We start from the raw sequence: 24,868 nt of genomic DNA, 5'->3' as shown, positions 1-24,868 counted from the left end.
ATTAGCAAATTTCCACATTTACTAATTTGCTAATTATAGGATTACCAATTAGGATTTTGTTTCCAATTGCCTTGTTCGTAGTCTATATCATCTACTGGTACAGGCCATACTATTTTGTAATAGTAATTACTTCCTACCTGAATATTGAGTTCACTATAATCAGAGGCAGGAGTATTCCTAATAGCCGTTACATCCTGAGGAGTGCCTCTTTTTACAGGCAATCCCCAGCGATTAAGGTCATACAGGCGGAAATCTTCAAAAGCTAACTCTCTATTGCGCTCGTTTTGTATGTCGGCAAAAAGGTTGCTTCCTGAGGTAGTAATAGCACTGAGCCCTCTTGCAGCACGTAATAGGTTTAAGTACTTTTTAGCATTAGTTTCATCATTGTTTTTATAGGCAGCTTCGGCTGCTATAAGGTAAGTTTCAGCTATGCGAAAAAGCTTAGCCTTATGCCCATAATAAAAATTATAACTATCAATAGGTTCTAATTCTCTATTTCGAGGGTACTTGTTTACAGCATAAAGAGAGCTAAACCCTACGGTTATTTCTTTCAAGAAAACATCTTTTCGCCAGTCGTCAGTAGTAAATAAATCTATAAAATCCTGAGTGGGCAATACATTAGGATTGGCGTCTATCTGTCCTGGGAAAAAGAAACTTTCACTTTCGCCTAAATAGAGCTCATTGGTATTATCAGAAGTTTCATAAACTCCTGCATTAACAGCTGCGTATAACTGAATAATACTTTCGGCATTATCATCTTCTGTCCATATTTTTTTGAAAGCATCGGCAGAGGCAGCCAATGGATAGCGATTAGTACTGATAAGTGCTACTGCTACTTGGTAGGCTTGTGCCCAATCATTTTTATAGAGCAAGACCCTTGCTTTGAGAGCTCTGGCAGCATCGAGGGTGAAAGTATCAGCTCCTGCTGCTCCTGTTTGGTTTGCCAATAAGGTTTCGGCTTTCTGAATATCACTGAGTATAAAATCATAGGTTTCGGCTACACTACTGCGCGGAGGGAAGTTCTTGAGCGTAGGAGCTGTAAGCAGAGGTAAACCTAAATCGGTAGTTGCTGTACTACTGTTATAAGGCTTGCAGAAGTGCGTAACCAAATAGGTATAGCAATAGGCTCGCCCTAAGTAGAGAGCTCCTGTAAGTTCTTGTATTTCTGATTGCTCAGGTATATTAGGGAAGCCCTTAATACCCGTGTTTATATCTTGAATGATAAGAAAGCGTTCTTTCCATATAGAGGCAGTAGCGTGCTCTGAAGAAGCAAACGTAGACCACCGATGCATATCGGGCAACTTTTCCATCGCTCCCGCAGCTGCGTTGAGATAATCGGCTTGGAGGTCTGAGGCATACATCTGTTGCCCCTGATTGTAATCACGCAAAGCGTTATACATCCCGTTTACCCACATCTCGGCATCGCGCTTATTCTTAAAGCTGGTATTCTCACTGGCGTAATTATAGGGGTCTAAGTCCAAACGAGCACAACCCGTAGGCAACGACACCAAAAAAGAACATAAAAGTGATATATATATTATTTTTTTCATTTTCCCTTTTTAGAATTTAAGTTCTACACCTATAGTAAATTGACGAGCAGGCGGATAACCTCCTCTTGATAACGTATTAGAAAACTCAGGGTCGGCTCCTGAATATTTGGTAATAGTAAAAATATTACGTGCCGATGCATATAGGCGCACTCCTGAAAAGAATCTCATTTGGTCTATTACCTCCTGAGGAAGCGCATAACTTAAACTTATACTCTTCAAGCGCATATAAGAGGCATTTTCGAGTAAGCGAGTGTCTTTGCGCATATAATAAGCACTGCTGAGTTTAGGCAACTCTGTATCATCACCTTCTTGTTTCCAATAGTTAAACAATTCTCTATTAAAATTCTTACCTCCAAAAGTGCTTTGGTTTAAAGTATAGTATCGGTCTTCATTGATAAGCCATTTGCCCAAAGCATAAGAAAATGCCAAATCGAGTGATACATTCTTATAAGCAGCGCTTAGCCCAAAACCACCATTGATAGGTGCAAACATTTTCTTACCTGTAGTTTGTATTAGGTCTTCACTGAATTGGGTTGTAACTTTGGAGTCGTCTTTTTGTTGTATCATAGGGTTATCTTCGTTTCGTTGATACCATTCGGCATCTCCGTCTTTATTGATACCCTTAAATATTGGCAATGCCCATTGTAATGGTTCATTTAGCCTATATCCATTATTAAAAAGTCTATTCACAAAATTATCTTTGCTCAAGAATAGCGAAGTTACCTTCTGTTCATTGTAATTCATATTGAAATAAGGACGTATGCTTAAATCATTGTTCTTACTTCTATATGTAATCGTTGAAATAGTAAGGTCAAAACCTCTATTTTGCATATCACCTATATTATCCGGAATAGAAGTAAAGCCCGACGCTGAGTTTATATAACGTTGTGCAAGAGTTTTATGGGTATTGCGCTCATACACTTCAAAATTGATAGTAGTACCTTTGGCGATACCGATGTGCAAGCCGAGTGTTGTTTTCTGTTGTTCTTCCCACATAATATCGGGATTACCGAGCATCGCGATAAAATAACCTGGGGTTTGTTTATATAATTTTGAAGCATCTACCAAGGTTCTATTGCGATAATCACCAATAGAAGAGTTGCCCGAAATACCAGTGCTAAAACGCAAATCTAAGCTGGTAAGCCATTTTACCTTTTGCAAAAACTTCTCCTCTTTGAGTTTCCACATTCCTCCTATCGCCCAGAAATTGGCATAGCGATTATTTGAGCCAAAGGCTGATGAACCATCACGGCGTGCTGATAGGTCTATAAAATAACGGTATTTATAAGAGTATTCCAAACGGGCAAAATAGGAATTAAATCCTGATTCAGACTGACTATCTCCTACATTATATTCTTTAGTTCCGTGACTGAGCATTGATAAAGCATCAGAAGGTTGCCCCTTAGACGATGCGTTGAATGAGCGCCACAGCGTTTCGATAGATTCTTGCCCCAATAAGAAATCAAAATCGTGTAAGTTCTTTATATTCCATTTGTATTGCAATAGGTTAGTATAAGTACGCTGTATGTATTTATTGAGATAGCGAAAGGTTTGTGCTACCGTTTTGCTACTATCATTACTATAACGATAATCTATATAAGAAGGTAGAGGCCCTTTGCTTTCAGTTTCATTTACATTATACTGTATCCCTACTTGGCTTTTAAATGTCAGGTTCTTGATAGGTTCTATTAATAAATACCCTATAGGCAATATATCCTCAGTATAATCAATAGAAGGGTATTTTTCAGCCATATAATCAGGGTGAAAAAAGCCATTTTGACGATTAATAAAAGAAGGAATGTAATTCTTTCTCTTCCCATCGCTCTCTTTGGGAGAATAAATAGGGAGCGACAATATATCGGTTTCACTACCAGCATTCGATACTCCTTCGGCAGTAGTAGTTCCTAAGGAGATTGAAAGCCCTGCTTTAAGCCAATCGGTTACTTGAGTGTCTAAATTAGTATTGAGATTATAGCGCTTGTAGTCCGAACGCGCCTTGATACCCTGTTGGTCTAAGTAGCCCAACGAAATGTAATAAGAGGTCGTATTACTTCCTCCCGAAATAGACACATCGGTGCGTGAGATAGGAGCGAAATCGCGAAAGAAAACTTTATCCCAACGTGTATTATAAGGATTTGCCGCCAAGATACTATCGGCGATAGCTCTTGCCGTAGTTTGAGTGTAGCCCGAACGCCTACCGAAAGCCACAATAGCATTGGGGTCTTTTTTTACCCAAAAGTCCATATACTCTTGTGGGCTCGCCATATTATCAAAGAATTTGCGAGTTACATTGGTGCGCATTGAGAAGCCCAACTGATGATTAATAGTAATATGAGTGCGCTCATTGCGTTTACCTCTTTTGGTAGTAATTAAAATCACCCCATTGGCAGCACGAGCTCCATAGATAGAAGTAGAAGCAGCGTCTTTGAGTACTGTTACGCTTTCTATATCGGTAGGGTTATACATCGTCATTATATCGCCACTTACAGGGGCACCATCTATTATATACAAAGGTTCTGAGACTATCGTCTTATCAAAAACTGACATAAACGTGTTGAGCCCGTGAATGAGTACCGAAGAGCTTGCCCCAGGTCTTCCGGACTCGGTAGTTACCACCATACCTGCCACTTTACCTTGTAGCGCATCGGTGATATTAGCATTAGGGGTTTCGGCAAAATCTTTGCCTTTTACAGTAGCTACCGAAGCCACTGTGCGACTGGCTATTTTCTTGCCTCCATAGCCAGTTACCACTGTACCCTCTAATTGCTGAATATCGTCTTCAAGGACGATATCTATTTGGGTTACACCTACCGTTACTTTCTTTTCGACAGATTTCATTCCCAAGAATGAATATTTGAGTACATCGCCTACTTGGGCATTGAGAGTATAGTTGCCATCAAAGTCAGTAGAAGTACCGTGTTGGGTGCCTTTTATAAAGACAAAAGCACCCATCATAGGTTCACCCTTCGTGTCTTTCACCGAGCCCTTAATCGTTACATTTTGCGCTAAGGAAGGTAATACCCAAAGGAAAATACCTACAAAAACTAATAAATTTTTCAAATTCATAAATCGCTTTATTTTTCAGTGCAAAGTTTTCTAAAAAAAAATGAGAAAAACAAACAAAAGAAAAAAGAGATTCCTCTTTTAGAATATTTTTCTAAAAATAGAACTCAAAACAGAAAATAAATATGTTTTATAGCCTCTTTATTGACAAAATGGCGTTTTTAGAACTTTGAGAGTTTATATACTGAAAATGTGATGAATATATTTTTTATGAGCGTTTTTTTGGGTAAAAAAATTTTTATATGGAGCTTATAGGAAACTTAAACGAATCTTGGACGATAGATATAGGAATGTTAATGAAAGCCTTTGTACACCTTGGCTGAGCGCTATAAGGTAGTTACACTTATGTTCTGTTATTGGTTTTTCTAAAAAAGTATTATCTTATAGAAAAATACGCCATTGCTTATTGATAAGGTAAGATTTGGCTATTTGCAATTATTTATTATCTTTGCCGAAAAATATAAACATATGAATATGAAGCGCTTTTTATCAGCCATCACACTCCTTGTTATGAGTCACTTAGCTTGGTCACAAAATCCTAATATTTTAGACCCTGATTACCAAAACAGCCGTCCTAGCCCTTGGACTTATGGGGGAAATATAGGTATTGGCTACTCTACTTATGGATTGGGAATTGATGTATCGCCACGCTTGGGGTACAAAATCACTGAGGATTTGGAGCTTGCTGCTGTAGTGAATGGTTCTTTTCAAAACTCGGAATACTACCGTAGTTTGCTAGTGGGCGTAGGTCCTGCTTTAACCTATTACATAGGTAGGGTGGCGTATGTGAGTAGTTCTTATCAGCATTATTTTATCTCTCAGAAGCATAAAAGCTCCAATTACAAATACAATACTGAGGAAGATGTCTTGTATGTGGGAGCTGGTTATATGCAAAATGTGGGGGGTAATGTGTATATACAGATAGGTGTGAGCTACAATGTGCTCTACAAGAAGGACAAAAGTGTTTTCAGCAGTGGTTTTATACCGAGTGTTGGGATAGTGATAGGACTTTAGTGTGAGCCACACAGTGAAGTGCGAGTCGCACAGGCAATTAGCACGACAAACAGGTGTGAGCGAATGAACAGTAGAGAAATTTATTTATTTATAATTGTTCATTTATAATTATTTTATACCTTTGCACCGAAAAACATAACAAGAGGACAAATTTGTACTGATTGCAACCTCTTGGGGTACTCCCCGAAAAATGCTAAAACAGTAATCTTTACTTGCTTTTCACGTCGGTTCCCCATTCTTCTTTACAATTGCGTCCTCTACTAAATCATAATTACCAATGGGATATTTATTCACCTCTGAGTCCGTTTCTGAAGGACACCCCGACAAAATCGCAGACCAAATAAGCGATGCTCTAATCGACAACTTTCTTGCTTTCGACCCTCATTCGAAGGTGGCGTGCGAGACTTTAGTTACTACCGGTCAGGTAATATTGGCTGGGGAAGTAAAATCGAACACCTACATAGATGTACAGCAAATTGCGCGCAACGTAATTGAGAAAATTGGCTATACTAAAAGCGACTATATGTTTGAAGCCAAATCGTGTGGTGTGCTTTCGGCAATTCACGAACAATCGCCCGATATCAATCAGGGGGTAGACCGCGGTAACCCCGAAGAACAAGGGGCTGGCGACCAAGGAATGATGTTTGGTTATGCGGTAAACGAAACCGAAAACTATATGCCTCTTGCCTTAGACCTCTCGCACGCTTTGCTGAGAGAATTAGCTGATTTACGTCGTGAAAACAAAGAGATTACCTATTTGCGCCCCGATGCGAAAAGCCAAGTAACCCTTGAATACAGCGATGACAACAAACCGGTGCGCGTGAACACGATTGTGATTTCTACCCAACACGACGAATTCGACACGGAAAAGAAGATGCTTCAAAAGATAAAAGAAGACATTGTGAACATTCTCATACCGCGTGTGATTAAAAAGTATCCTCAATATGCGCCATTCTTTGACGACAAGATTATTTACCACATCAACCCTACGGGTATCTTCGTGATAGGAGGTCCTCACGGCGATACAGGCTTGACTGGTCGTAAAATTATCGTAGATACATATGGCGGTAAAGGGGCTCACGGCGGAGGCGCTTTCTCCGGCAAAGACCCGAGCAAGGTAGACCGCAGTGCAGCTTATGCTATGCGACACATCGCTAAGAACTTAGTAGCCGCAGGAGTAGCCGATGAGATATTGGTGCAAGTGAGTTACGCCATAGGGGTAGCCGAACCTACGGGCGTGTACGTAAATACTTATGGTACAGCTAAGGTAAACCTCACCGATGGTGAAATAGCGAAGAAGATACAAGAAATCTTCCCTTTGCGCCCGTATGATATAGAACAACGCTTGAAACTACGCAATCCTATTTATAGCGAAACAGCATCTTACGGACATATGGGACGTACTCCTAAGGTAGTAACCAAAGTGTTCTCATCACCTTATCACAAGACAAAAAAGATAGAAGTAGAGCTTTTTACTTGGGAAAAGTTAGACTTTGTAGAGAAAGTAAAAACCACTTTTTTTAATGATTAATGATTAGCAGTTAATGTTAATATTAATATAAAGAAGGCTGTCTGATAGAAAACAGACAGCCTTCTTTTATTTGTTTAGAAGATGATATACAATGCAAATTAAATAGTTGGAAGGGTGAAGAGTTTGATAGAAAAGCGACTTTTCACTATCCAATATTCTCTCTTAAAGCTCTATTTGGTATTGCAATACAAAAGTACCTAAGCGAGTACTTACCTTTTTATCAGTAGCATCGAAGATAGGGCGGTTCTCATAGCCTAAGGAGAGTTTGCTCTTTTGTCCGTTAAAATAAGTATTCACACCTACTGAATAGATATTCACGTTGCTGTTGAGGGCTTTATAGTTAGCAAATCGCCAGCCTGCATTGGGTTGTACACGGATATTACAATTTTCCCATTTAGGAAGCAGATAGCCTAATTGCAAGAATAAGGTACTACCTGTACCTATGGCGGGAGTAGCATTGCCAGCCCCATTAAGAGAGGTTCCTCCTCCAAAAATGCTATTAGCACCCACACTTCTCACATAATCACTACCAAAATGAGTGCTGTTAAAGCCTAAATAAGCGGTAATAGCGTCGTTGCGTTCAGAAATAGGAGTATCTATAAAGAAGTCGATTCCTAAATTGAAGTAATCGCGATAGGAAGTATTAGTTCCATCAGTGATTTCTCTCATTTTAGCTTGATATTCATAGCCAATACCGAGATTCATTATATGTTTAGTTCCTAAATAAGTGCCATTACCTCCGCTAGTAGGCAATTTGTTGCTCTCATCGTCCCAAAACTCATATTTTAGGTAAGAGGAAGTAAGCACTTTGGGTTGCCCTTTGCTATAATTAAAAGCTGTACGAACATTATCAGAGGGGGCAGGTGAATTTTGCAAAGACACGAAATAATCAATCTTTCCTAACTGACCTTTGGCGTAAACACCTATCCTACGCCCCATATCATCGAAATGATTAAGGGTGTTAAGGTAATAAACGGAAGGGTCGAGAGTGAGCATAGAGCCATTAGAGAAGGTGTTGGAAAAACGACCAGCTCCTGCAAAGGTGGTCTTGGCTACCCCAATGCTCAATTTTTCACTAAAAGTATACTGACCGAGCACGTCAAGCAGACGAAAATCGGAGCTTTGGAGGGTACTTTGGTTGAGATTGTTATTTCCCATTAGGATATAGAACAACCATTTCTTTTCTACTTGGGCGAAGAAGCCTAAGCGATAACGCCTTACAGAAAGGTCGAATACCTTATCGGCAGGTTCACCTTGTACGGTAGTACCAGGGTTTGTTTCGGTAAGGCGAGCCCAAAACTGTCCACGCACAATACCTTGAATAAAAGTGTCGCCTTCTTCATCGAAATTATGACGAAGCAACTGAGCTGAGGCAGGAATTGCCATCAATAAAGCTACTAAAAATAGAATTCTTTTCATTTTATGGTATAATATTGGTTTAAAAAATATATTCTTAACGCAAAGTTTTTATTTAGCTTTGGGATTGGTAAGAGCCATTAAACTCACATCTATCAATTCCTTCAAGTTTTTATCGGAAGGCATTGGTGCATTGCTGTTGATGATATTACCCTGCGCATCGATAAGCATATAACGAGGAATACTTCGCAAGTCGTACAAAAACTTATAAGTATCTTTCACTTCTGGGGTGGTATACAGATGAATACCACTTAGTTTATCATTCTTTACCATCTCTTTCCACGCTTCTTTATCACGGTCTACTGAAATACTGAGAAAGACAATAGGCTTACCTTTATAGGATTGCTGTAAGGCTTCTAAGGCGGGCAACTCTTTACGGCAATCAGGGCAATAAGTAGCCCATATATCTACAAATAACAATTTGCCTTTGAGGGGTAAACTCTCATATTTCACTTCTTTATCGTTCAAGTCGGTAAGACCTTTAAAAAGAGGGAAAGGTTGTCCTGCTTTAAGTCGGTTTACTGTAGCAATGCGTCCTGAAAGAGCGTTTAACAGTTCGTTATCTTTCACTGCTTTTTGCACTAAGGCTATAATCTGTTCATTGGTAGTCTCAGCGGAGGTAGCCGATACGCCTTCGATGAGCAAAGGGGTGAGGTCTTCTTTAATATTTTGTGATTTGAGCGTATTGAAATCGGCTAAAATCTTACCCCACGGGTCGTTGAACTCATACTGCACTTGATAGCGATAGATTTTCAGTTGGAAGCAATTATGCACTAAGGTTTTATAAGCATTATACGCATCGAAATCGGTAGCGTTATCTAAATCTACATCTTTAAGAGATTCTTCCAAGGCTTTGATAGCAGGGGCTTCTTCTTCGGTATATTTGCGATGATTCAGTAAATAAGCAGAAGTAAGAGACAAAAGTTCGTATTGGTTCTCTTTCTCTTCTTTAACTATAAAATCAGAAGGTAATCCTTTAGCGTTAGTTAACACCTCAGCGCATTGTTTACTTATCGCTTGTAGGTTCTGCTGAAAAGCAACGGGGTTCTGCCCTAAAAGTTCATTTTGCTTTTCGGGAGTTTGCAAACCTATAGCTTCCTTTTGTTGCTGATACGCTTTTATAGCTTCTTCAGGATTGGTACAAGCACTCAATCCTAACACAATGAGAAATGCAATAAATAGTTGTTTCATAGCTTTAGAATTTAAAATAATGACAAAGGTATAATATTTTTTTGGAAATAGGAACTTTTTTTATGAATATTTAAATAATGGTTAATGATTAATGAAGGGGTTAAAAGGTAAAAGATAAAAGGTAAAGGGTAGTACAAGGGTAGGTACTATTAGCAAATTTGAAAATTAGTAAATAAGAAATGAAGTGTGAAAAGTTTTTAGAAGAAGGGAATAAGGTTGCAAATTGAAGATTATTGGAAGCTAGGAGGAACAAAAGACGGTGCGAGCTGCACGGGCAAATGAACAAAGAACGAACAAAATATCCTCTCCCCAACCCTCTCCCAAGGAGAGGGAGTGTTGTAACGGAAAAGTGAGACGAACAAATGACGAACAATGAACGAACAAAAGACGAACAAAAGACGAACAAAAGACGAACAATGAGTGGTCTTTCAGTGGCTCTACAGTGGCTCTACAGTGGCTCTACAGTGGCTCTACAGTAGCTCTACAGTGGCTCTACAGTAGCTCTACAACGAACAATGAACGAACAATAAACGAAGAATGAACGAACGATGAATGGAGATAAGGTGAAGATAAGATGGAGATAAGATGAATATTGATTGTATTTTAGGGTAATATTGAAATAATTTTAATAGGTTTAGGCTAAAAAATATCATTGATTATTTATATTTCAAAAATATTTTGTACCTTTGCAGTCGATTTAAGGAAATAGCACAATGAAGTATCAACAAAAGAAAAAAGCGGTATTACTCCTTGCTGATGGCACTGCCTTTTATGGTAAAAGCGTTGGCTATGAAGGTACTGCTTTTGGCGAAGTGTGTTTCAATACGGGTATGACGGGCTATCAGGAAATATTTACTGACCCTTCGTACTTTGGTCAGATTATGGTGATGACCAATGCTCATATCGGCAATTACGGTATCTGTGAAGACGACAACGAATCGAATGGTATGAAAATTGCAGGGCTGGTATGTAGAAATTTTAGTTATGATGCCTCCCGTGCTGTTGCCGAGGAAACCTTGAAAGACTTTTTAGACCGTAACCACTTGGTAGCCATTTGTGAAGTAGATACTCGCGCTTTGGTGAGTTATATTCGTGATAATGGCTCGATGAACGCTGTTATTTCCACAGAAACTGACGATTTAGCACTGCTCAAAGCTCGCTTAAATGAGATTCCTAATATGAAAGGTTTAGAATTGGCATCGAAAGTGTCGGTTACTGAACCTTATTTTTTTGGCAATCCAGAAGCGAAGTACAAAGTAGCAGCGCTCGATTTCGGCATCAAGAAAAACATCTTACGCAACTTGGCAGCCCGTGATATGTACATCAAAGTATTTCCGTACAACACGCCTTTGGCTGAGCTTAAAGCGTGGAACCCCAATGGCTATTTCTTGTCTAATGGGCCTGGCGACCCCGAACCGCTCACCGAGGTAATTGCCCACGTAAAGCAGATGATAGCAGAAGATTTGCCTATCTTTGGTATTTGCTTAGGACATCAGATTATTGCACTGGCAAACGGTATTAGCACTTATAAAATGCACAACGGTCACCGTGGTATTAATCACCCTGTGAAGAATTTGCTTACAGGTAAGGACGAGATTACCTCTCAGAATCACGGTTTTGCTGTGAATAGAGCAGAGGCAGAAGCTAACCCTAATGTGGAAATCACGCATACCCACCTAAACGACAATACTGTGATGGGTTTACGAGTGAAAGGCAAGAAGTGTTTCAGTGTGCAGTATCACCCCGAAGCCGCACCTGGTCCTAATGATGCGACGTATTTGTTTGACCAATTTGTGGAACAATTGGGGAATTAGAAAATGTAAAAATTGCCCCCGAACCCCCGAAGGGGGACAAGCCGTGAAAAGGATAAGAAGAGTACAAAATATAGGCTAAAAACTAAGGACTAAACACTAACAATTAATATGAAAGAATTACTTACACCCGAAGCACTGCTCACTAATTTAAAAGATGTACGTGCCCTCACTCGCAAGGTGATTGAGGCTTTTCCCGAGAAAGACCTCTTTGAGTTCAACATTGCAAACCTGCGTCCGTTTTCAGGAATGGTAGAAGAGTTTTTGAGAGTTATGGACTATCTTTTTAAAGAAAGATTTCAGGAGCAACACACGCTTTTCTTGGAAGGAGCCTTTCCTACTACCAAAGCGGAAGTATTGACTTTGTGGGATAGAGCTACTGAAATTCTCGACCGTGAATGGCAAAAAGTAGGTGATTATACCCAACCATTCACTATTTATCAAATGACTTTCAGCTTTGCCCAATGGATATTATACTTCATTGAAAACGAGAGTCACCACCGCGGACAAGGGTATACTTACCTCCGTGCTTTGGGTATCGAACCGCCTTTCTTTTGGGGAAGAGAAAGCTTTAACAATTGATAATTGACAATTGACAATTAGCATTATAAAGTCGATAAGTCCGATATCCCTAACCCCTAAACAAAGTAAATAATTAAATAACAAAATATATGAGTATTATTGTAAGCGTGCACGCACGTCAGATTTTGGATTCAAGAGGAAATCCAACCGTAGAAGTAGATGTAATGACCGAGAATGGTTTCCTTGGTAGAGCTGCTGTTCCATCAGGAGCATCGACAGGTGAATACGAAGCCGTTGAATTGCGCGACGGTGGTAAAAGTTATATGGGTAAAGGCGTACTCAAAGCCGTTGCTAATGTAAACGATATCATCGCAGAAGAAATCGTAGGTATGGACGTTTTCGAACAAAACCTTATCGACAAAACAATGATTGGGCTCGACGGTACTCCTAACAAATCTAAATTAGGAGCTAACGCTATTCTTGGGGTATCATTGGCAGTAGCAAGAGCCGCTGCTGAAGAGCTCGGGTTGCCTTTGTACCGTTATGTAGGTGGGGTAAGTGCTCACACTTTGCCTGTACCGATGATGAACATCATCAACGCTGGGGCACACTCCGATGCGCCTATTGCTTTCCAAGAGTTTATGATTATGCCTGTGAACGCTAAGAACTTTTCACAAGCTATCCAAATGGGTTCAGAAGTGTTCCACAACCTTAAAAAGGTATTGCACAAAAAAGGATTGAGCACTGCCGTAGGTGATGAAGGAGGTTTTGCTCCTAACTTTAAAGATATCGAAGACGCTCTCGATTCTATTAAAGAAGCTGTAAAAGAAGCAGGCTACAAATGGGGTGAAGATATCAAAATCGCCTTAGACTGTGCTTCTTCTGAGTTCTACAAAAATGGCAAATACGATTATACTATCTTTGAAGGTGCTAAAGGTAAAGTACGTACTTCAGCTGAACAAGCTGACTACTTGGCAGAATTGGTAGCTAAATACCCTATCATCTCTATCGAAGACGGTATGGATCAAAACGACTGGGACGGATGGAAACTCCTTACTGACAAATTGGGCAAAAAAGTACAATTGGTAGGTGACGATTTGTTCGTTACTAACGTATCTATCCTTGAAAGAGGTATTGCCAAAGGTATTGCCAACTCTATTCTCATCAAAGTAAACCAAATCGGTACTTTGTCTGAAACTATCGCAGCCGTAGATATGGCAAACCGCGCTGGTTATACTGCCGTAATGTCTCACCGTTCAGGAGAAACAGAAGACAACACTATTGCCGACTTGGCAGTAGCTTTGAACACCGGACAAATCAAAACAGGTTCGGCTTCACGTTCTGACCGTATGGCGAAGTACAACCAATTGCTCCGCATCGAAGAATCTTTGGGTTCAGTAGCTTACTATCCCAAAGAAAAAGCCTTCAATGTAAAGAACTAATGTTTTAATATGATTAGGGTGTTCGAGGGCACTCCTCGAACACCCATTTTTTTACCCTTAAAAGAAGTAAGTATGATGAAGAAGATATTATGGTTTTGTATGTTTTTATGTGTGACGACACTTGTAGCTCAGGAAACAGTGTTGCACGGACATATTTACAGTGTGCAAAACAATAAACCAATGCCTAATGTACACATCTTAAACCTCAATAAAGTAAGAGGTACTACTACCAATGACAAAGGTGATTTTAGTATCAGAGTAAGTGCTAACGACACGCTATACATTTCTTTTTTAGGGTATAAATCTACCAAGATACGCATAACAAACGATATGATAAAATATCAAGGGTTGAAAATAGGAATGACAGAGCTTGCTTATACTTTACAAGAAGTGGTTGTAACTCCTTATAAACTCACAGGTTATTTGGATATTGACGCTAAAAATGCACCTATCAATGACAATACGCGTTATAGCATTTCGGGGTTAGATATAGGTTATGAAAGTAGAGCTAGTGCAAGTGCTGTGGGTAGAGTGCTAAGCGCTGTAATGAACCCTGCCGACTTGCTGAGTCGCTCGTTTGGTGCCAAAGGGAAAGAAATGCGCAAACTGAGAGAGATGCGCAAAGACAACGAATTGAGCGATGCTCTTTCCACCCGTTACGACCGCGAAACCCTATTAGAACTTTTGCAAGTAGACCGTAGTGAATTAGAAGATATCATTCGCTCTTGCAACTATTCTAACGATTTTATAATGACGGCAAACGACCTGCAAGTGCTTGAAGCCATCAGTCAGTGTTACGAAGAATATAGGGTTTTGCACAAGAAAAAATAAAAAATATTTTGTCATTCCAAAAAATTGACGTACTTTTGCCGCGCTATTGATAAAATAGAGAGATAAAGTATCATTTTTAATAAGATTTTAAAGATTAACAAGCAATGAAAAGAACATTTCAACCTTCAAAGAGAAAAAGAAGAAATAAACACGGATTCAGAGAACGTATGGCAACTGCCAATGGTAGAAAAGTGTTAGCACGCCGTCGCGCTAAAGGACGCAAAAAACTTACTGTATCCTCTGAGCCAAGACATAAAAAATAACAATTTTAATTGTTTAAAGATTAGTGGTTAATGATTAATGACTTGTGAAATTAATCATTAACCATTAATCATTTATCATTATTATGAAGATTACTTTCCTCGGTACAGGTACTTCACAAGGGATTCCCGTAATAGCAAGCAACCACCCTGTGGGGCAAAGTACCAACCCCAAAGATAAGAGGTTGCGCACTTCGGCACTTATCAGTTGGGAAGATACCAATATTGCAATAGATTGCAGTCCTGATTTTAGACAGCAAATGCTCACCAACGATGTACAGCATTTGGAGGCTATACTGTTCACTCACGAGCACGCCGATCATACCGCCGGAATGGACGACATACGCCCTTTTGTACGCTTGCAAGGCGATATGCCTATCTACGGACTAAAAAGAGTAATCGATGAGCTGAGAGTGCGTTTTGGTTATATCTTTGCCACTGAAAACCGATATGAAGGAGCTCCCTCGGTAATACCTCACGAGATAGACGAAGCACCTTTTACTTTGTGTGGTAAAACAGTAGAACCTATACACATAATGCACGGCAATTTGCCCATCGTAGGCTATCGGATAGAAGACTTGGGTTATATTACCGATGCCAAATATATAGACAAGAGCGAAAGAGAAAAACTACGAGATTTAGATGTTTTAGTATTGAATTGCCTAAGAGATGATGTGCACCCTACACACCTCAATTTAGCGGAAGCTTTGGAAATTATAGGAGATGTACAACCTAAGCGCACCTATCTCACACACGTGAGCCAAACCTTTGGTTTTCACGATGAGATACAAAAAAGATTGCCTAAAAACGTATTTTTGGCATATGATAACTTAGTAATAGAATGTTAATATTTAGTTAATTATTAGGTGGGCGAGAAAAAAAAGTTTATTTTTGCCCTCGTAATCAAAAACAATTAAAGATGAAAAAAATTGCACTTTTACTTGTAATGGCAGTATTGGTAATGGCTTGTAAGAGTTCTTCAGGCTCAATGACTGCAAAACCCAAAGAAACAAATATAGCTAATAAAGCTATTAAAGGTGAATGGACATTGCAATCCATCACATATAGCGAGAAAGGTAAATATGAAGTTACCTTGTTAAACGATACTTCCAAAGAATGCTTTGAAGGCAGCACTTGGAAATTCGTTCCGAATAACAATCGTGGACACTATACTATCAACGCGAGTGGTTGTTCAACAGGACAAAGAAACTTCATTTTTATTGTACAAGAAGTAGATAAATCAACAGGATACTATGATTTTCTCTTGAAACCTACTAATGAAAAATACGTTTCAGAAACTAGACAAGGTATTCGTTTGCATTTAGCAAGTATTTCTGACGACTCAATGGTATGGGAACAAACCGTGAGAGTAGATGGCAAACCTTTTGTTATCTCAATGAATTTTGTAAAATAATTAAAGATTAATACAAACAGAAGATGAAAAAAATCGTAGTTTTAGCCTTATCGGCAGCTGTATTGCTTACTGGTTGCGAGGCATACAACAACTCTAACAAAGCACAACGCGGAGCTGTAATTGGTGCTGCTGGTGGAGCCTTATTAGGAGCTATTTTAGGGAACAACGTAGGTAACGGACAAAACAGCGAACTCGGTGCTGTACTCGGTACAGTAGTAGGAGGTGCTGCAGGAGCTGTTATCGGTAACCAAATGGATAAACAAGCTAAAAAAATAGAAGAAGAAATCCCAGGTGCCGATGTTAAACGTGTAGACGATGGTATCGTGGTTACTTTCGACGAAAATAACGGAGGTGTATACTTTGATACTAATAAGTATAACATCAACGACAAATCAAGACAAACACTTGATAAACTATCTGCTATTCTTAAAGAATATCCTGATACTAATGTGATAGTAGCCGGACACACTGATAGTGTGGGTAAAGATGAGTACAACTTAGGTCTTTCACAACGCCGTGCACAAGCCGTTACTAACTATTTTAAAAGTAAAGGTTTAGCAGGTAGCCGTTTTACTACCAAATGGTATGGCGAAAGAAACCCTGTTGCAAGTAACGAAACTGCTGATGGACGAGCTAAAAACCGCCGTGTGAATGTAGTAATCGTTCCTAATGAAAAGATGAAAGCAGACGCTAAAAAACAGGCTGGAAACAAATAAAAATAGTTTGATACTTGACTATACAAATGAGTGTTGAGAAGTACTTCTCAACACTCATTATTTTTATTAAATATCTAAAACGAGAGATAAAAAAGAACGTTAGAAATATAACAATATCACTTCCAAATGACATTTTTTTAATCTTCACTTTTCTCTTTTCACTAAAATACACTACCTTTGCACTGTTAATCTTGGTATTTTGGGTATTTAGGTTTATTACTTACCTCTTACCATACTCTGCTGTCGCAGACTTTACCTCATATCTAAAAGAAATGCAGATATTTAAATTTGGAGGCGCCTCAGTAAAAGATGCTGCAGGTGTACGCAATGTCGCTAAAATATTAGAAACGGTAGGCTATGCTAATACGCTCATCGTGATTTCAGCAATGGGAAAAACCACTAATGCTTTAGAAGTAGTGGTAAATAGCTATTTTAAGGAACAAGAAAAACTTTCGGAAAGCGTTCAGCTGATAAAAGACTTTCATTACCATATCATTCGCGAACTATTTACCGATGAAAATCACCCTGTGTATTGGAAAGTAGATGGCTTATTTGCAGAACTCACTTCGTTTTTAGAACGCAACAAATCGCCGAAACACAGTTTTGTATATGACCAAGTGATTGGCTTTGGTGAACTCATTTCTACTACTATTATCAGTCAATATCTGAATGACAATGGTATTAAAAACACGTGGATAGATGTCCGTAATCTCGTAAAAACAGATAGTAATTACCGTGATGCCTCTATCGACTGGGAAGAAACACAAAGTAACATTCGCACGCATATTAACAAATCATTACTGAACATCACACAAGGTTTCTTAGGAAGCGATGCAAATTTTTTCACTACTACCTTAGGACGTGAAGGTTCAGACTATACAGCGGCTATTTTTGCCTATTGTTTAAACGCTGAAAGTGTAACGATATGGAAGGACGTACCTGGCGTTCTCAATGCCGACCCTCGATATTTTCAGCATACAGAGCTCTTGCATAAAATCCCTTATAGGGAAGCTATAGAACTCGCTTTTTATGGCGCTTCAGTAATACACCCAAAAACCCTACAACCACTCCAACAAAAGGAAATCCCTCTTTATGTACGTTCGTTTTTGAATCCTACTGCTGAAGGAAGCGCTGTGTGTAACGTAGCTGAATTATCTCCAAAGGTGCCTTGCTTTATCCTCAAGAAAGAACAAATACTGCTTTCTCTCTCTTCACTTGACTTTTCATTTATAATGGAAGAGGGTATTAGCTATATTTTCAAGAATTTGCATAAGACTAAGATGAAAGTAAGTGTGATACAGAACTCGGCTATTAGTTTTTCAGTATGTGTAGACAACAAATTCGATACCTTAACTGAACTTTTAGAAAAGTTGGAAGAACGCTTTAAGGTATCGGTAACTGAGAACGTAACACTTTATACCATTCGCCACGCTACGGAAGAGGCTATTAAAGAAGTGGAAATGAACAAAGAAGTGCTGCTTAAACAAGTGGCTTCAGATACGGTTCAGATAATAGTAAAGTAAATCTATCCTCTTATTATCAGTTATTGTTTAAACAACAATCAAACAAAGCATACAATAAAAAAGGGACTGATGATATATCAGTCCCTTTATATATATTCTATGATTCATATTATTGAAATAATGCTTCATTTACCTCATTAAAATTATATTCTTTTTGAGTGCCTTTAAACATATCTTTCAATACAAAAGTATTTTTGGTAAGCTCGCTTTCCCCAATCATCACTACAAACGGAATGCTTCGCTTATTAGCATATTCCATTTGCTTTTTAATCTTAGCTGCATCGGGGTAGAGTTCTGCTCTTTTTCCGAGTTTACGCAACTCTTTCAATAGTTTCATACTCTGTAAAGCTTCGTTATTGCCAAAATTTATACAAAGCACTTCTATGCTATTGCTTAGTGATTCAGGAAAAAGATTCAGTTCTTCCATCACCAATCCTATGCGGTCTAAACCAAACGAGATACCTATACCACTTATCCCCTTCAATCCAAAGATGCTCGTAAGGTCGTCATAACGTCCACCTCCACCAATAGAACCCATTTGTACTCCCGCTGGAGCAGCAACCTCAAAGATAGCTCCTGTGTAATAATTCAGTCCACGTGCGAGGGTAACATCGAGGTCTAAAATAGCTGTTTGTAAGGTAAGCCGCTCTATTTGTTGTGCTATAAACTCCACCTCTTCAATACCTTTCAACCCCGTTTCAGAAGTCTTTAGTATCTCTTTCAGAGCAGTGAGCTTTTCAGCAAGAGCTCCTTTAAGTACAAAGATAGGTTGTAACTTGCTAATAGCTTCGTGGCTGATACCTCTTTCCATCATTTCTTTGATAACACCCTCTTCGCCTATCTTATCGAGCTTATCGAGAGCTACGGTAAAGTCGATGAGTTTGTCACTCTCCCCTATCACTTCGGCAAAACCGCTGAGAATTTTGCGGTTGTTAATCTTAATAGTCACCCCTTTAAGATTGAGCGCTGTGAACACGGTGTCGTAGAGCTGTACGAACTCCACTTCCTGCCACAAGCTGGTACTGCCTACTACATCGGCATCGCATTGGTAAAACTCTCTGAAACGTCCTTTTTGCGGACGGTCAGCGCGCCAAACAGGCTGAATTTGATAACGTTTAAAGGGGAAAGTCAGCTCATTTTGGTGTTGTACTACATAGCGTGCAAAAGGAACTGTAAGGTCATAACGGAGTGCTTTTTCTGATATTTGGGGAGTGAGCTTCTGAGTATTCTTAGTTTCCCAATCGTCTTGTTTAACTCCTTGTGTAAAATCACCTGAATTGAGTATCTTGAAGATAAGACGATCGCCTTCTTCGCCATATTTACCCATCAATGTATCGTAATTTTCAAAGCTGGGCGTTTCGATAGGCTGAAATCCAAAAGCGTTAAAAGTATTTTTAATAGTGTTAATAATAAAGTTGCGTTTGGCCACATCGGCTGGTGAAAAGTCACGAGTGCCTTTAGGTATGCTTGGTTTTTGTATTGCCATTATCGTTATTATATTAGGGGAGTGTTTTTCTTTAATAAGTCGTTATAAACTGTTTCTATATTCTCTTTGATGGTGTCCCAATCTTCATCTTTAAGACTAATTACATCATTATTTTTAAACTCTTTGTCATCGGCATCATCAAAATAAATAAGAGAACGCATTATCATTTGCATATTATCAATATGATATTTTTTCTTATACAACTCAATTAGTTCATCAAGGGTATATTCTTTCAATAATTGATGCAAATCATAAAAGTCTTTTCGGCTACCTCTTCCTATGATAGCATTTATTTTCATCGCACAAATATCTTCTTTTGAAGCCAAACGTATGCCGTCAATAGTCTCTATGTTAAAAAAAGAATAGGGATATTCTATGATATCCACTTTAACATCGTCGATATACATAAAAATACCTATTTTAGAGATATCATTCAATATAACTAAATCACCAAAAACATCTTTTATCTCACCAAAAAGAGCCATATTGGCATCTTTATTAGAGTTCTTATTGAACCTAAATATATCTAAATCTATTGAAATGCGATGCTGATACCGAAAAGCTAAATTAGTACCTCCTGCTAAACAATAATCATCAGATAAGATATCTAATGTCATTAACTCTCTAAGCAATTTTTTCTGAGGTTCTCCTATCGCTTTGCTTTCTTTTAGTAACATAATTATAAATGTATCTATAATAATTTCTGCATACGGCATCAGCTTCGGGAGACTTCTCTACTGCTTTTAAAATATCCTCTAACGAAAAATGAGTTTCGATGAATTGTATTTCTTTATCTGTACCTCGCATTAGGGTACGAGCAATCATAAAGTACTTACTTTTTTTAAGACTTAACTTATCGAAATGGCAGTCCCAAAACACTCTTGAGTGTACATTTGCTTTGAATTCTTTATCTAAATCAGTGTTCATAGTTTAGTTTTTTCTTCACAATACAAAGATAAGATTTATTAACAAACATAGAATATTCAATCACTATTCTTAGCGTCTCCTTTAGCTTCTTGCCAATAAGTTTCCATTTCTTGTAAGGTCATATCTTTGAGTGATTTTCCCTTTTCATTGGCTCGTTGTTCCAAGTATTGAAACCGAGTTATAAACTTACGATTAGTGCGCTCCAAGGCATCTTCAGGATTTACTTTCAAAAATCGGGCATAGTTAATAAGACTAAAAAGAACATCGCCAAACTCACTCTCAATATTTGTCTGTTTTTGCGCTTTTACTTCGGCGTGTAGTTCATCTATTTCCTCTTTTATCTTCGCAAAAACATCGTCTATATTATCCCAATCGAAGCCTACACCTGCCACTTTGTCTTGTATACGAGTAGCTTTTACTAATGCAGGCAAACTTTTAGGCACACCTCCCAGTACGCTCTTGTTACCTTCTTTGAGTTTTATTTTTTCCCAATTGCGCTTTACATCGTCTTCGTTGTCTACTTTCACATCTCCATAGATATGCGGATGTCGTTCAATGAGTTTTTCACACACACCATTTGCCACATCAGCAATATTAAAATCACCCGTTTCACTACCTATTTTGGCATAGAAAACGATATGAAGTAACAAATCACCGAGTTCTTTTTTCACTTCTTGCAGATTGCCACTGAGGATAGCATCGCCCAATTCATAAGTTTCCTCAATAGTGAGATGGCGCAACGATTGTATTGTTTGTTTCTTATCCCACGGACATTTCGCACGCAGGTCGTCCATTATATCGAGAAGTCTCCCAAAAGCCTGAAGTTGTTGCTCTCTCATATCAATCCTATAAATTTACTACGGGCGAGGAGACTTGCACCTAATAGACCCGCCTTATCACCTAATTTTGATACTTTTATCGAAGAGTCTTTATTCACTAAATTCAAAGAATACTTCTTGATAGCACTGCGCAAAGGCAATATCAAATAGTCGCCTGCATTGGCAAGAGTACCACCAATAATCACCAATTCAGGATTAAATAGGTTGATGAGACCCGCCACGTGTTTACCTAACGTATTTCCCACCTCTTCAATAAGTTCTATAGCCAATATATCTTCCTGCAAAGCTACATCTATGATATCGTTGAGTGTAATTTCGTCTTCATTTTCCTTCTGTTGAGTAAGTAAAGACGATTGACCGTTATGAAGTTTTTCCAAGAATTTACGATAAAGAGCAGAGCCCGAAGCCTCTGTTTCTAAGCAACCTTTCTTACCACAGTGGCATAATATCTCGTTTTCAAAGGCAGTAATATGCCCAAACTCACCTGAAAAGCCCGATTTCCCATAATATAGCTGCCCATTAACGATGATTCCTAAGCCTAATCCCCAACCTACATTCACGTAGATGATATTTTTTTCAGCCTGTACGCGTCCTTTAATATATTCACCATAAGCCATCGCACGCGAATCGTTATCAATAGAGACATCTATACCCAATTTTTCTTCAAACATTTCAGTAAGCGGACGTTCATCGAAATAAAAGAAACTATAACTATGCCCCGTTTGAGGGTTCACACGCCCTGAAATATTAATGCCAATACTCAGTATTTTGTCCCTAGGAACCACTGTATGGCTCATAAAATCTTCAATTATTTCACATAAACGTTCAAAACGCTCGTGAGGATGCGCTTCCTCAAAAGAGATATCCATCTGTTCATCTATCAAATCTCCCTTAAAATTGACAAGCCCTATATGAACGCGTTTTTGAGAGATATCTACACCTATAAAATATCCCGAACTTTGGTTCAATCCATAGATATTAGGACGTCTACCTCCTGGGGTTTCCATCTTCCCAAAGTCCATCACTATACCATCTTCTATCAGTTCGCCCACCATTTTAGTAACGGTAGGAACACTGAAGTTCAGTTCCTTGCCAAGGTCAGCAAGTGTATCATCTCCGTTATTGATGTAATAACAGATAATATCCTTTTTCAATGAGGCGCTTCTGATGCCTTGTTTAATTTCTTCTAAAAATTTTAGTCCCATAGCATTTTAATCTTAATCATTATTGTAAAGGTAAGGCAAAATTACTAAAAATATTTTAATAAGAATGCAATAATAAAAAATAATTGATGTTTGTAATTAGTATTTAATGCTTTTCTCTACGGATTAATAGTAACGATTTTACCCTCACGGCGCACCACAATCTTTTGATTATTCTTCCGCTTTTCGGCTATCATTCGTTCGTAAGCAACGTCTAAACCTTTTAAAAGTTTGTCTCGAAATAACTTTCTTTCTGTATTTCTATCTTCCATAGCTGTTTTTCATTTGATTATAGGTAGCATAAAGATGCATAATCACTTCTTATTACTCATCTGTCATCTCATAAAACCAATTTAAAAAAGGGTCATCGGTCGCTTCGTCGTCCATACTATGAGGGGTTACCACTTCTAATCCTATTGCGGGGATAGTGGTATGAAACGTATTTTGCACCCACTCTTGGTATTGTGTATTGGGGTGGACGAACATTTCGTTCTTATCACTGTTAGGAGGGAGTGGATAATACTCGTCCCAACAAATTTCATCATAGCCAATGGCTAAAAGGCGCAAGAAATCCAAGGCGTTTTTCACCAATATACAGGTCATCATAGAGCCTGAACCCGACCCGATATGCACGATTTGGGTACGCCCTTCATCGTCGAGCCACAAGGCACATTCCGAACCATCGGCACCACTGCGTGCAAAGACGAGCAAACGGCGCTTTATCTTCTCGGCGTGCTGTTTGTATTGTATTTCTAATAGCTCATTACGATAGGATTCTTCATCTACATTGAAAGTAATAATGGTACCTCCTTCTCGCTCATCATCTGTCCAGCTTTCTTCTAATTTATCCCACGGATATAGATAGCCATAACGCACGCCATCTCTGTCCTCATAATAACCATTGTCCTCTATCCACTGATAGAGTTGGCGGAGTTCCTCAGGGATTTGCATTCCCTCAGGGAGGGTATTTTCTAATTGTTGTAATAAAATATTTTTCATTTTTCTTTACGGTTCATACATCATCGCATCATACCAACCTTCAAAATCATCATTTAAGCCACTATCCTCTGAGCCCATTGGTACAAAAATATCTATTCCTTTTGCGCGAATAGATACTTTATTGAAATTCAATTGCTTTTTTACCACTTCCCAGTTGCCTGTCTCTTCAACCGTATTCACACAACGGACTATTTGGGTTGTTCCTCTGTAGTCCAACCACAAAGCTACCATAGAACCATTATATATATTTTCGGCTATTTGCAAAAAACGCTGAGCGGCATCGTCGGCATTCTTACCAAAAGAAATGGTTAAGAGTTCTTTACGAAAGTTTTCTTCTTCCATATAAAAGGCAATATCGATATCTACGTTTACGTCATCTAGGTATGTATTCCTAAAAGGATTTTTAGGATACAGATATCCGTAACGTACACCATCGTCTCTGTCCTCATAATAGCCTTTACCTTCTATCCACTGATAGAGTTGGCGGAGTTCTTCGGGGATTTGCATTCCTGCGGGAAGTGCGTTTTCTAATTGTTGCAATAAGATGTTGGGCATAATTTGTTGTTATTTCTCCTTAAAGATATCTAATACTTTATCTCTCACTAATGGAAATTCAGTATATCCTCCTCGGTCAAGAAAGTGTTTCCCTTGTGGAAGACGAATAAACTCACAATTGAGCAAGCGAGAGAGATTATCACTTAGCTGAGTGGGTACTATATCGTCATCTATAGCTGAAATAACCACTGCTTTACCTACCATTGGCAAATGTTTGAAACTTGAAAACTTCTCTACAAATGAGTTTAAGCTCTCGAAATTGGGTACTGGTTCATAAAATCCCGATACGAGTACGATACCTTTAGGTTCTTTTTTGCTCTCCAATAGGAAATCCAGAGTAGTAATCGTACCCAAGCTATGCGCTACTATTACTGTTTGAGGTGTTACATTCACCTGTTTTTTAAGTGTTGCTATCCAATCATCAACGTTTGGATTATCAGGAGAAGGCATTGCAATACGATAAGCTTTAATTTTATGCTTTTTTAATTCTTCTTCTAACCACTTAAACCAATGATTATCAGTCGTGGCGCCATATCCGTGTACTATATACACTTGTTTTTCCATTTTTTTAGTATT

The 24,868-nt window shown here is 38.7% G+C and carries 24 protein-coding genes; 11 read left to right on the top strand and 13 right to left on the bottom strand.

What is annotated here, in order from left to right; translation table 11 throughout:
* Positions 1 to 41 precede the first annotated feature (41 nt).
* Entirely contained in the window at positions 42 to 1,550 is a 1,509-nt protein-coding gene (locus C3V44_RS11385; protein WP_106096539.1) for a RagB/SusD family nutrient uptake outer membrane protein, read from the bottom strand.
* Between the two features lie 9 nt (positions 1,551 to 1,559).
* The gene (locus tag C3V44_RS11380) at positions 1,560 to 4,616 is read right to left on the bottom strand and encodes a SusC/RagA family TonB-linked outer membrane protein (protein ID WP_106096538.1); all 3,057 of its coding nucleotides are present in this window, start codon (positions 4,614 to 4,616) and stop codon (positions 1,560 to 1,562) included.
* 396 nt (positions 4,617 to 5,012) lie between these two features.
* Between C3V44_RS11380 and C3V44_RS11375 the strand changes: the two genes are divergently transcribed.
* Positions 5,013 to 5,627: a hypothetical protein gene (locus tag C3V44_RS11375; RefSeq protein WP_106096537.1), complete on the top strand. Its 615-nt coding sequence runs from the start codon at positions 5,013 to 5,015 to the stop codon at positions 5,625 to 5,627.
* A 277-nt stretch (positions 5,628 to 5,904) separates the two neighbouring features.
* Positions 5,905 to 7,158, top strand: coding sequence for a methionine adenosyltransferase (gene metK / locus C3V44_RS11370; RefSeq protein WP_106096536.1), 1,254 nt, complete (start codon positions 5,905 to 5,907; stop codon positions 7,156 to 7,158).
* A 162-nt stretch (positions 7,159 to 7,320) separates the two neighbouring features.
* Here metK and C3V44_RS11365 read toward each other — a convergent pair whose 3' ends face one another.
* Together C3V44_RS11365 and C3V44_RS11360 are read right to left on the bottom strand one after the other, a co-directional pair.
* Positions 7,321 to 8,577 (bottom strand): hypothetical protein, encoded by a 1,257-nt coding sequence (locus C3V44_RS11365; protein ID WP_106096535.1) that lies wholly within the window; start codon positions 8,575 to 8,577, stop codon positions 7,321 to 7,323.
* 48 nt (positions 8,578 to 8,625) lie between these two features.
* Positions 8,626 to 9,765: a TlpA disulfide reductase family protein gene (locus C3V44_RS11360; protein WP_106096534.1), complete on the bottom strand. Its 1,140-nt coding sequence runs from the start codon at positions 9,763 to 9,765 to the stop codon at positions 8,626 to 8,628.
* A 713-nt stretch (positions 9,766 to 10,478) separates the two neighbouring features.
* Between C3V44_RS11360 and carA the strand changes: the two genes are divergently transcribed.
* The 9 genes from carA to C3V44_RS11315 all read left to right on the top strand — a co-directional run bounded on the left by carA (position 10,479) and on the right by C3V44_RS11315 (position 18,284).
* Positions 10,479 to 11,579 (top strand): glutamine-hydrolyzing carbamoyl-phosphate synthase small subunit, encoded by a 1,101-nt coding sequence (gene carA / locus C3V44_RS11355; RefSeq protein ID WP_106096533.1) that lies wholly within the window; start codon positions 10,479 to 10,481, stop codon positions 11,577 to 11,579.
* Between the two features lie 108 nt (positions 11,580 to 11,687).
* Positions 11,688 to 12,158: a DinB family protein gene (locus C3V44_RS11350; protein WP_106096532.1), complete on the top strand. Its 471-nt coding sequence runs from the start codon at positions 11,688 to 11,690 to the stop codon at positions 12,156 to 12,158.
* Between the two features lie 89 nt (positions 12,159 to 12,247).
* The gene (eno, locus tag C3V44_RS11345; RefSeq protein WP_106096531.1) at positions 12,248 to 13,540 is read left to right on the top strand and encodes a phosphopyruvate hydratase; all 1,293 of its coding nucleotides are present in this window, start codon (positions 12,248 to 12,250) and stop codon (positions 13,538 to 13,540) included.
* 72 nt (positions 13,541 to 13,612) lie between these two features.
* Entirely contained in the window at positions 13,613 to 14,371 is a 759-nt protein-coding gene (locus tag C3V44_RS11340; protein WP_009421677.1) for a carboxypeptidase-like regulatory domain-containing protein, read from the top strand.
* Between the two features lie 104 nt (positions 14,372 to 14,475).
* Positions 14,476 to 14,634: a 50S ribosomal protein L34 gene (gene rpmH / locus C3V44_RS11335; protein ID WP_002669412.1), complete on the top strand. Its 159-nt coding sequence runs from the start codon at positions 14,476 to 14,478 to the stop codon at positions 14,632 to 14,634.
* 83 nt (positions 14,635 to 14,717) lie between these two features.
* Complete coding sequence (locus C3V44_RS11330; RefSeq protein WP_106096530.1) at positions 14,718 to 15,479, top strand: MBL fold metallo-hydrolase; 762 nt, start codon at positions 14,718 to 14,720, stop codon at positions 15,477 to 15,479.
* Positions 15,480 to 15,550: 71 nt separating this feature from the next.
* The gene (locus C3V44_RS11325; protein WP_009421674.1) at positions 15,551 to 16,045 is read left to right on the top strand and encodes a lipocalin family protein; all 495 of its coding nucleotides are present in this window, start codon (positions 15,551 to 15,553) and stop codon (positions 16,043 to 16,045) included.
* Positions 16,046 to 16,068: 23 nt separating this feature from the next.
* The gene (locus C3V44_RS11320; protein WP_106096529.1) at positions 16,069 to 16,761 is read left to right on the top strand and encodes an OmpA family protein; all 693 of its coding nucleotides are present in this window, start codon (positions 16,069 to 16,071) and stop codon (positions 16,759 to 16,761) included.
* A gap of 272 nt (positions 16,762 to 17,033) precedes the next feature.
* Positions 17,034 to 18,284 carry an aspartate kinase gene (locus C3V44_RS11315; protein WP_106096528.1) on the top strand — a complete coding sequence of 417 codons (1,251 nt, stop codon included), beginning with the start codon at positions 17,034 to 17,036 and terminating at the stop codon, positions 18,282 to 18,284.
* Positions 18,285 to 18,393: 109 nt separating this feature from the next.
* Here C3V44_RS11315 and hisS read toward each other — a convergent pair whose 3' ends face one another.
* From hisS to C3V44_RS11275, 9 genes are all read right to left on the bottom strand, one after another.
* Entirely contained in the window at positions 18,394 to 19,770 is a 1,377-nt protein-coding gene (gene hisS, locus C3V44_RS11310; RefSeq protein ID WP_106096527.1) for a histidine--tRNA ligase, read from the bottom strand.
* Positions 19,771 to 19,778: 8 nt separating this feature from the next.
* Positions 19,779 to 20,387 (bottom strand): nucleotidyl transferase AbiEii/AbiGii toxin family protein, encoded by a 609-nt coding sequence (locus C3V44_RS11305; RefSeq protein WP_106096526.1) that lies wholly within the window; start codon positions 20,385 to 20,387, stop codon positions 19,779 to 19,781.
* A 7-nt stretch (positions 20,388 to 20,394) separates the two neighbouring features.
* Positions 20,395 to 20,697, bottom strand: coding sequence for a hypothetical protein (locus C3V44_RS11300; RefSeq protein WP_106096525.1), 303 nt, complete (start codon positions 20,695 to 20,697; stop codon positions 20,395 to 20,397).
* Positions 20,698 to 20,753: 56 nt separating this feature from the next.
* Positions 20,754 to 21,536, bottom strand: a complete 783-nt coding sequence (gene mazG, locus C3V44_RS11295; protein ID WP_106096524.1) for a nucleoside triphosphate pyrophosphohydrolase — start codon at positions 21,534 to 21,536, stop codon at positions 20,754 to 20,756.
* Positions 21,533 to 22,741, bottom strand: a complete 1,209-nt coding sequence (locus tag C3V44_RS11290) for an ROK family transcriptional regulator (RefSeq protein WP_106096523.1) — start codon at positions 22,739 to 22,741, stop codon at positions 21,533 to 21,535. Before C3V44_RS11290 ends, mazG begins: the two co-directional genes overlap by 4 nt.
* A gap of 116 nt (positions 22,742 to 22,857) precedes the next feature.
* Complete coding sequence (locus C3V44_RS12085; protein WP_164996616.1) at positions 22,858 to 23,010, bottom strand: hypothetical protein; 153 nt, start codon at positions 23,008 to 23,010, stop codon at positions 22,858 to 22,860.
* 52 nt (positions 23,011 to 23,062) lie between these two features.
* Positions 23,063 to 23,737, bottom strand: a complete 675-nt coding sequence (locus C3V44_RS11285; RefSeq protein WP_106096522.1) for an SMI1/KNR4 family protein — start codon at positions 23,735 to 23,737, stop codon at positions 23,063 to 23,065.
* A 6-nt stretch (positions 23,738 to 23,743) separates the two neighbouring features.
* A complete protein-coding gene (locus C3V44_RS11280; protein ID WP_106096521.1) occupies positions 23,744 to 24,292 on the bottom strand; it encodes a hypothetical protein in 549 nt (182 codons plus the stop codon).
* 9 nt (positions 24,293 to 24,301) lie between these two features.
* On the bottom strand, positions 24,302 to 24,856 hold the full coding sequence (locus tag C3V44_RS11275; RefSeq protein ID WP_254425438.1) for an alpha/beta hydrolase: 555 nt from the start codon (positions 24,854 to 24,856) through the stop codon (positions 24,302 to 24,304).
* Positions 24,857 to 24,868: the final 12 nt, after the last annotated feature.

Origin of the sequence: Capnocytophaga sp. oral taxon 864 (genome assembly GCF_002998835.1) — a bacterium.
GTDB classification, from domain to species: domain Bacteria; phylum Bacteroidota; class Bacteroidia; order Flavobacteriales; family Flavobacteriaceae; genus Capnocytophaga; species Capnocytophaga ochracea.
This window is presented reverse-complemented; position numbering and strand designations above follow the sequence as displayed.

Bases quoted from the DNA above. Each gene is read 5' to 3' on its own strand.
- C3V44_RS11385 (WP_106096539.1), bottom strand. From the start codon at position 1,550: ATGAAAAAAATAATATATATATCACTTTTATGTTCTTTTTTGGTGTCG.
- C3V44_RS11380 (WP_106096538.1), bottom strand. From the start codon at position 4,616: ATGAATTTGAAAAATTTATTAGTTTTTGTAGGTATTTTCCTTTGGGTA.
- metK (WP_106096536.1), top strand. From the start codon at position 5,905: ATGGGATATTTATTCACCTCTGAGTCCGTTTCTGAAGGACACCCCGAC.
- C3V44_RS11365 (WP_106096535.1), bottom strand. From the start codon at position 8,577: ATGAAAAGAATTCTATTTTTAGTAGCTTTATTGATGGCAATTCCTGCC.
- C3V44_RS11360 (WP_106096534.1), bottom strand. From the start codon at position 9,765: ATGAAACAACTATTTATTGCATTTCTCATTGTGTTAGGATTGAGTGCT.
- carA (WP_106096533.1), top strand. From the start codon at position 10,479: ATGAAGTATCAACAAAAGAAAAAAGCGGTATTACTCCTTGCTGATGGC.
- C3V44_RS11350 (WP_106096532.1), top strand. From the start codon at position 11,688: ATGAAAGAATTACTTACACCCGAAGCACTGCTCACTAATTTAAAAGAT.
- eno (WP_106096531.1), top strand. From the start codon at position 12,248: ATGAGTATTATTGTAAGCGTGCACGCACGTCAGATTTTGGATTCAAGA.
- C3V44_RS11340 (WP_009421677.1), top strand. From the start codon at position 13,613: ATGATGAAGAAGATATTATGGTTTTGTATGTTTTTATGTGTGACGACA.
- rpmH (WP_002669412.1), top strand. From the start codon at position 14,476: ATGAAAAGAACATTTCAACCTTCAAAGAGAAAAAGAAGAAATAAACAC.
- C3V44_RS11330 (WP_106096530.1), top strand. From the start codon at position 14,718: ATGAAGATTACTTTCCTCGGTACAGGTACTTCACAAGGGATTCCCGTA.
- C3V44_RS11325 (WP_009421674.1), top strand. From the start codon at position 15,551: ATGAAAAAAATTGCACTTTTACTTGTAATGGCAGTATTGGTAATGGCT.
- C3V44_RS11320 (WP_106096529.1), top strand. From the start codon at position 16,069: ATGAAAAAAATCGTAGTTTTAGCCTTATCGGCAGCTGTATTGCTTACT.
- C3V44_RS11315 (WP_106096528.1), top strand. From the start codon at position 17,034: ATGCAGATATTTAAATTTGGAGGCGCCTCAGTAAAAGATGCTGCAGGT.
- hisS (WP_106096527.1), bottom strand. From the start codon at position 19,770: ATGGCAATACAAAAACCAAGCATACCTAAAGGCACTCGTGACTTTTCA.
- C3V44_RS11305 (WP_106096526.1), bottom strand. From the start codon at position 20,387: ATGACATTAGATATCTTATCTGATGATTATTGTTTAGCAGGAGGTACT.
- C3V44_RS11300 (WP_106096525.1), bottom strand. From the start codon at position 20,697: ATGAACACTGATTTAGATAAAGAATTCAAAGCAAATGTACACTCAAGA.
- mazG (WP_106096524.1), bottom strand. From the start codon at position 21,536: ATGAGAGAGCAACAACTTCAGGCTTTTGGGAGACTTCTCGATATAATG.
- C3V44_RS11290 (WP_106096523.1), bottom strand. From the start codon at position 22,741: ATGGGACTAAAATTTTTAGAAGAAATTAAACAAGGCATCAGAAGCGCC.
- C3V44_RS12085 (WP_164996616.1), bottom strand. From the start codon at position 23,010: ATGGAAGATAGAAATACAGAAAGAAAGTTATTTCGAGACAAACTTTTA.
- C3V44_RS11285 (WP_106096522.1), bottom strand. From the start codon at position 23,737: ATGAAAAATATTTTATTACAACAATTAGAAAATACCCTCCCTGAGGGA.
- C3V44_RS11280 (WP_106096521.1), bottom strand. From the start codon at position 24,292: ATGCCCAACATCTTATTGCAACAATTAGAAAACGCACTTCCCGCAGGA.
- C3V44_RS11275 (WP_254425438.1), bottom strand. From the start codon at position 24,856: ATGGAAAAACAAGTGTATATAGTACACGGATATGGCGCCACGACTGAT.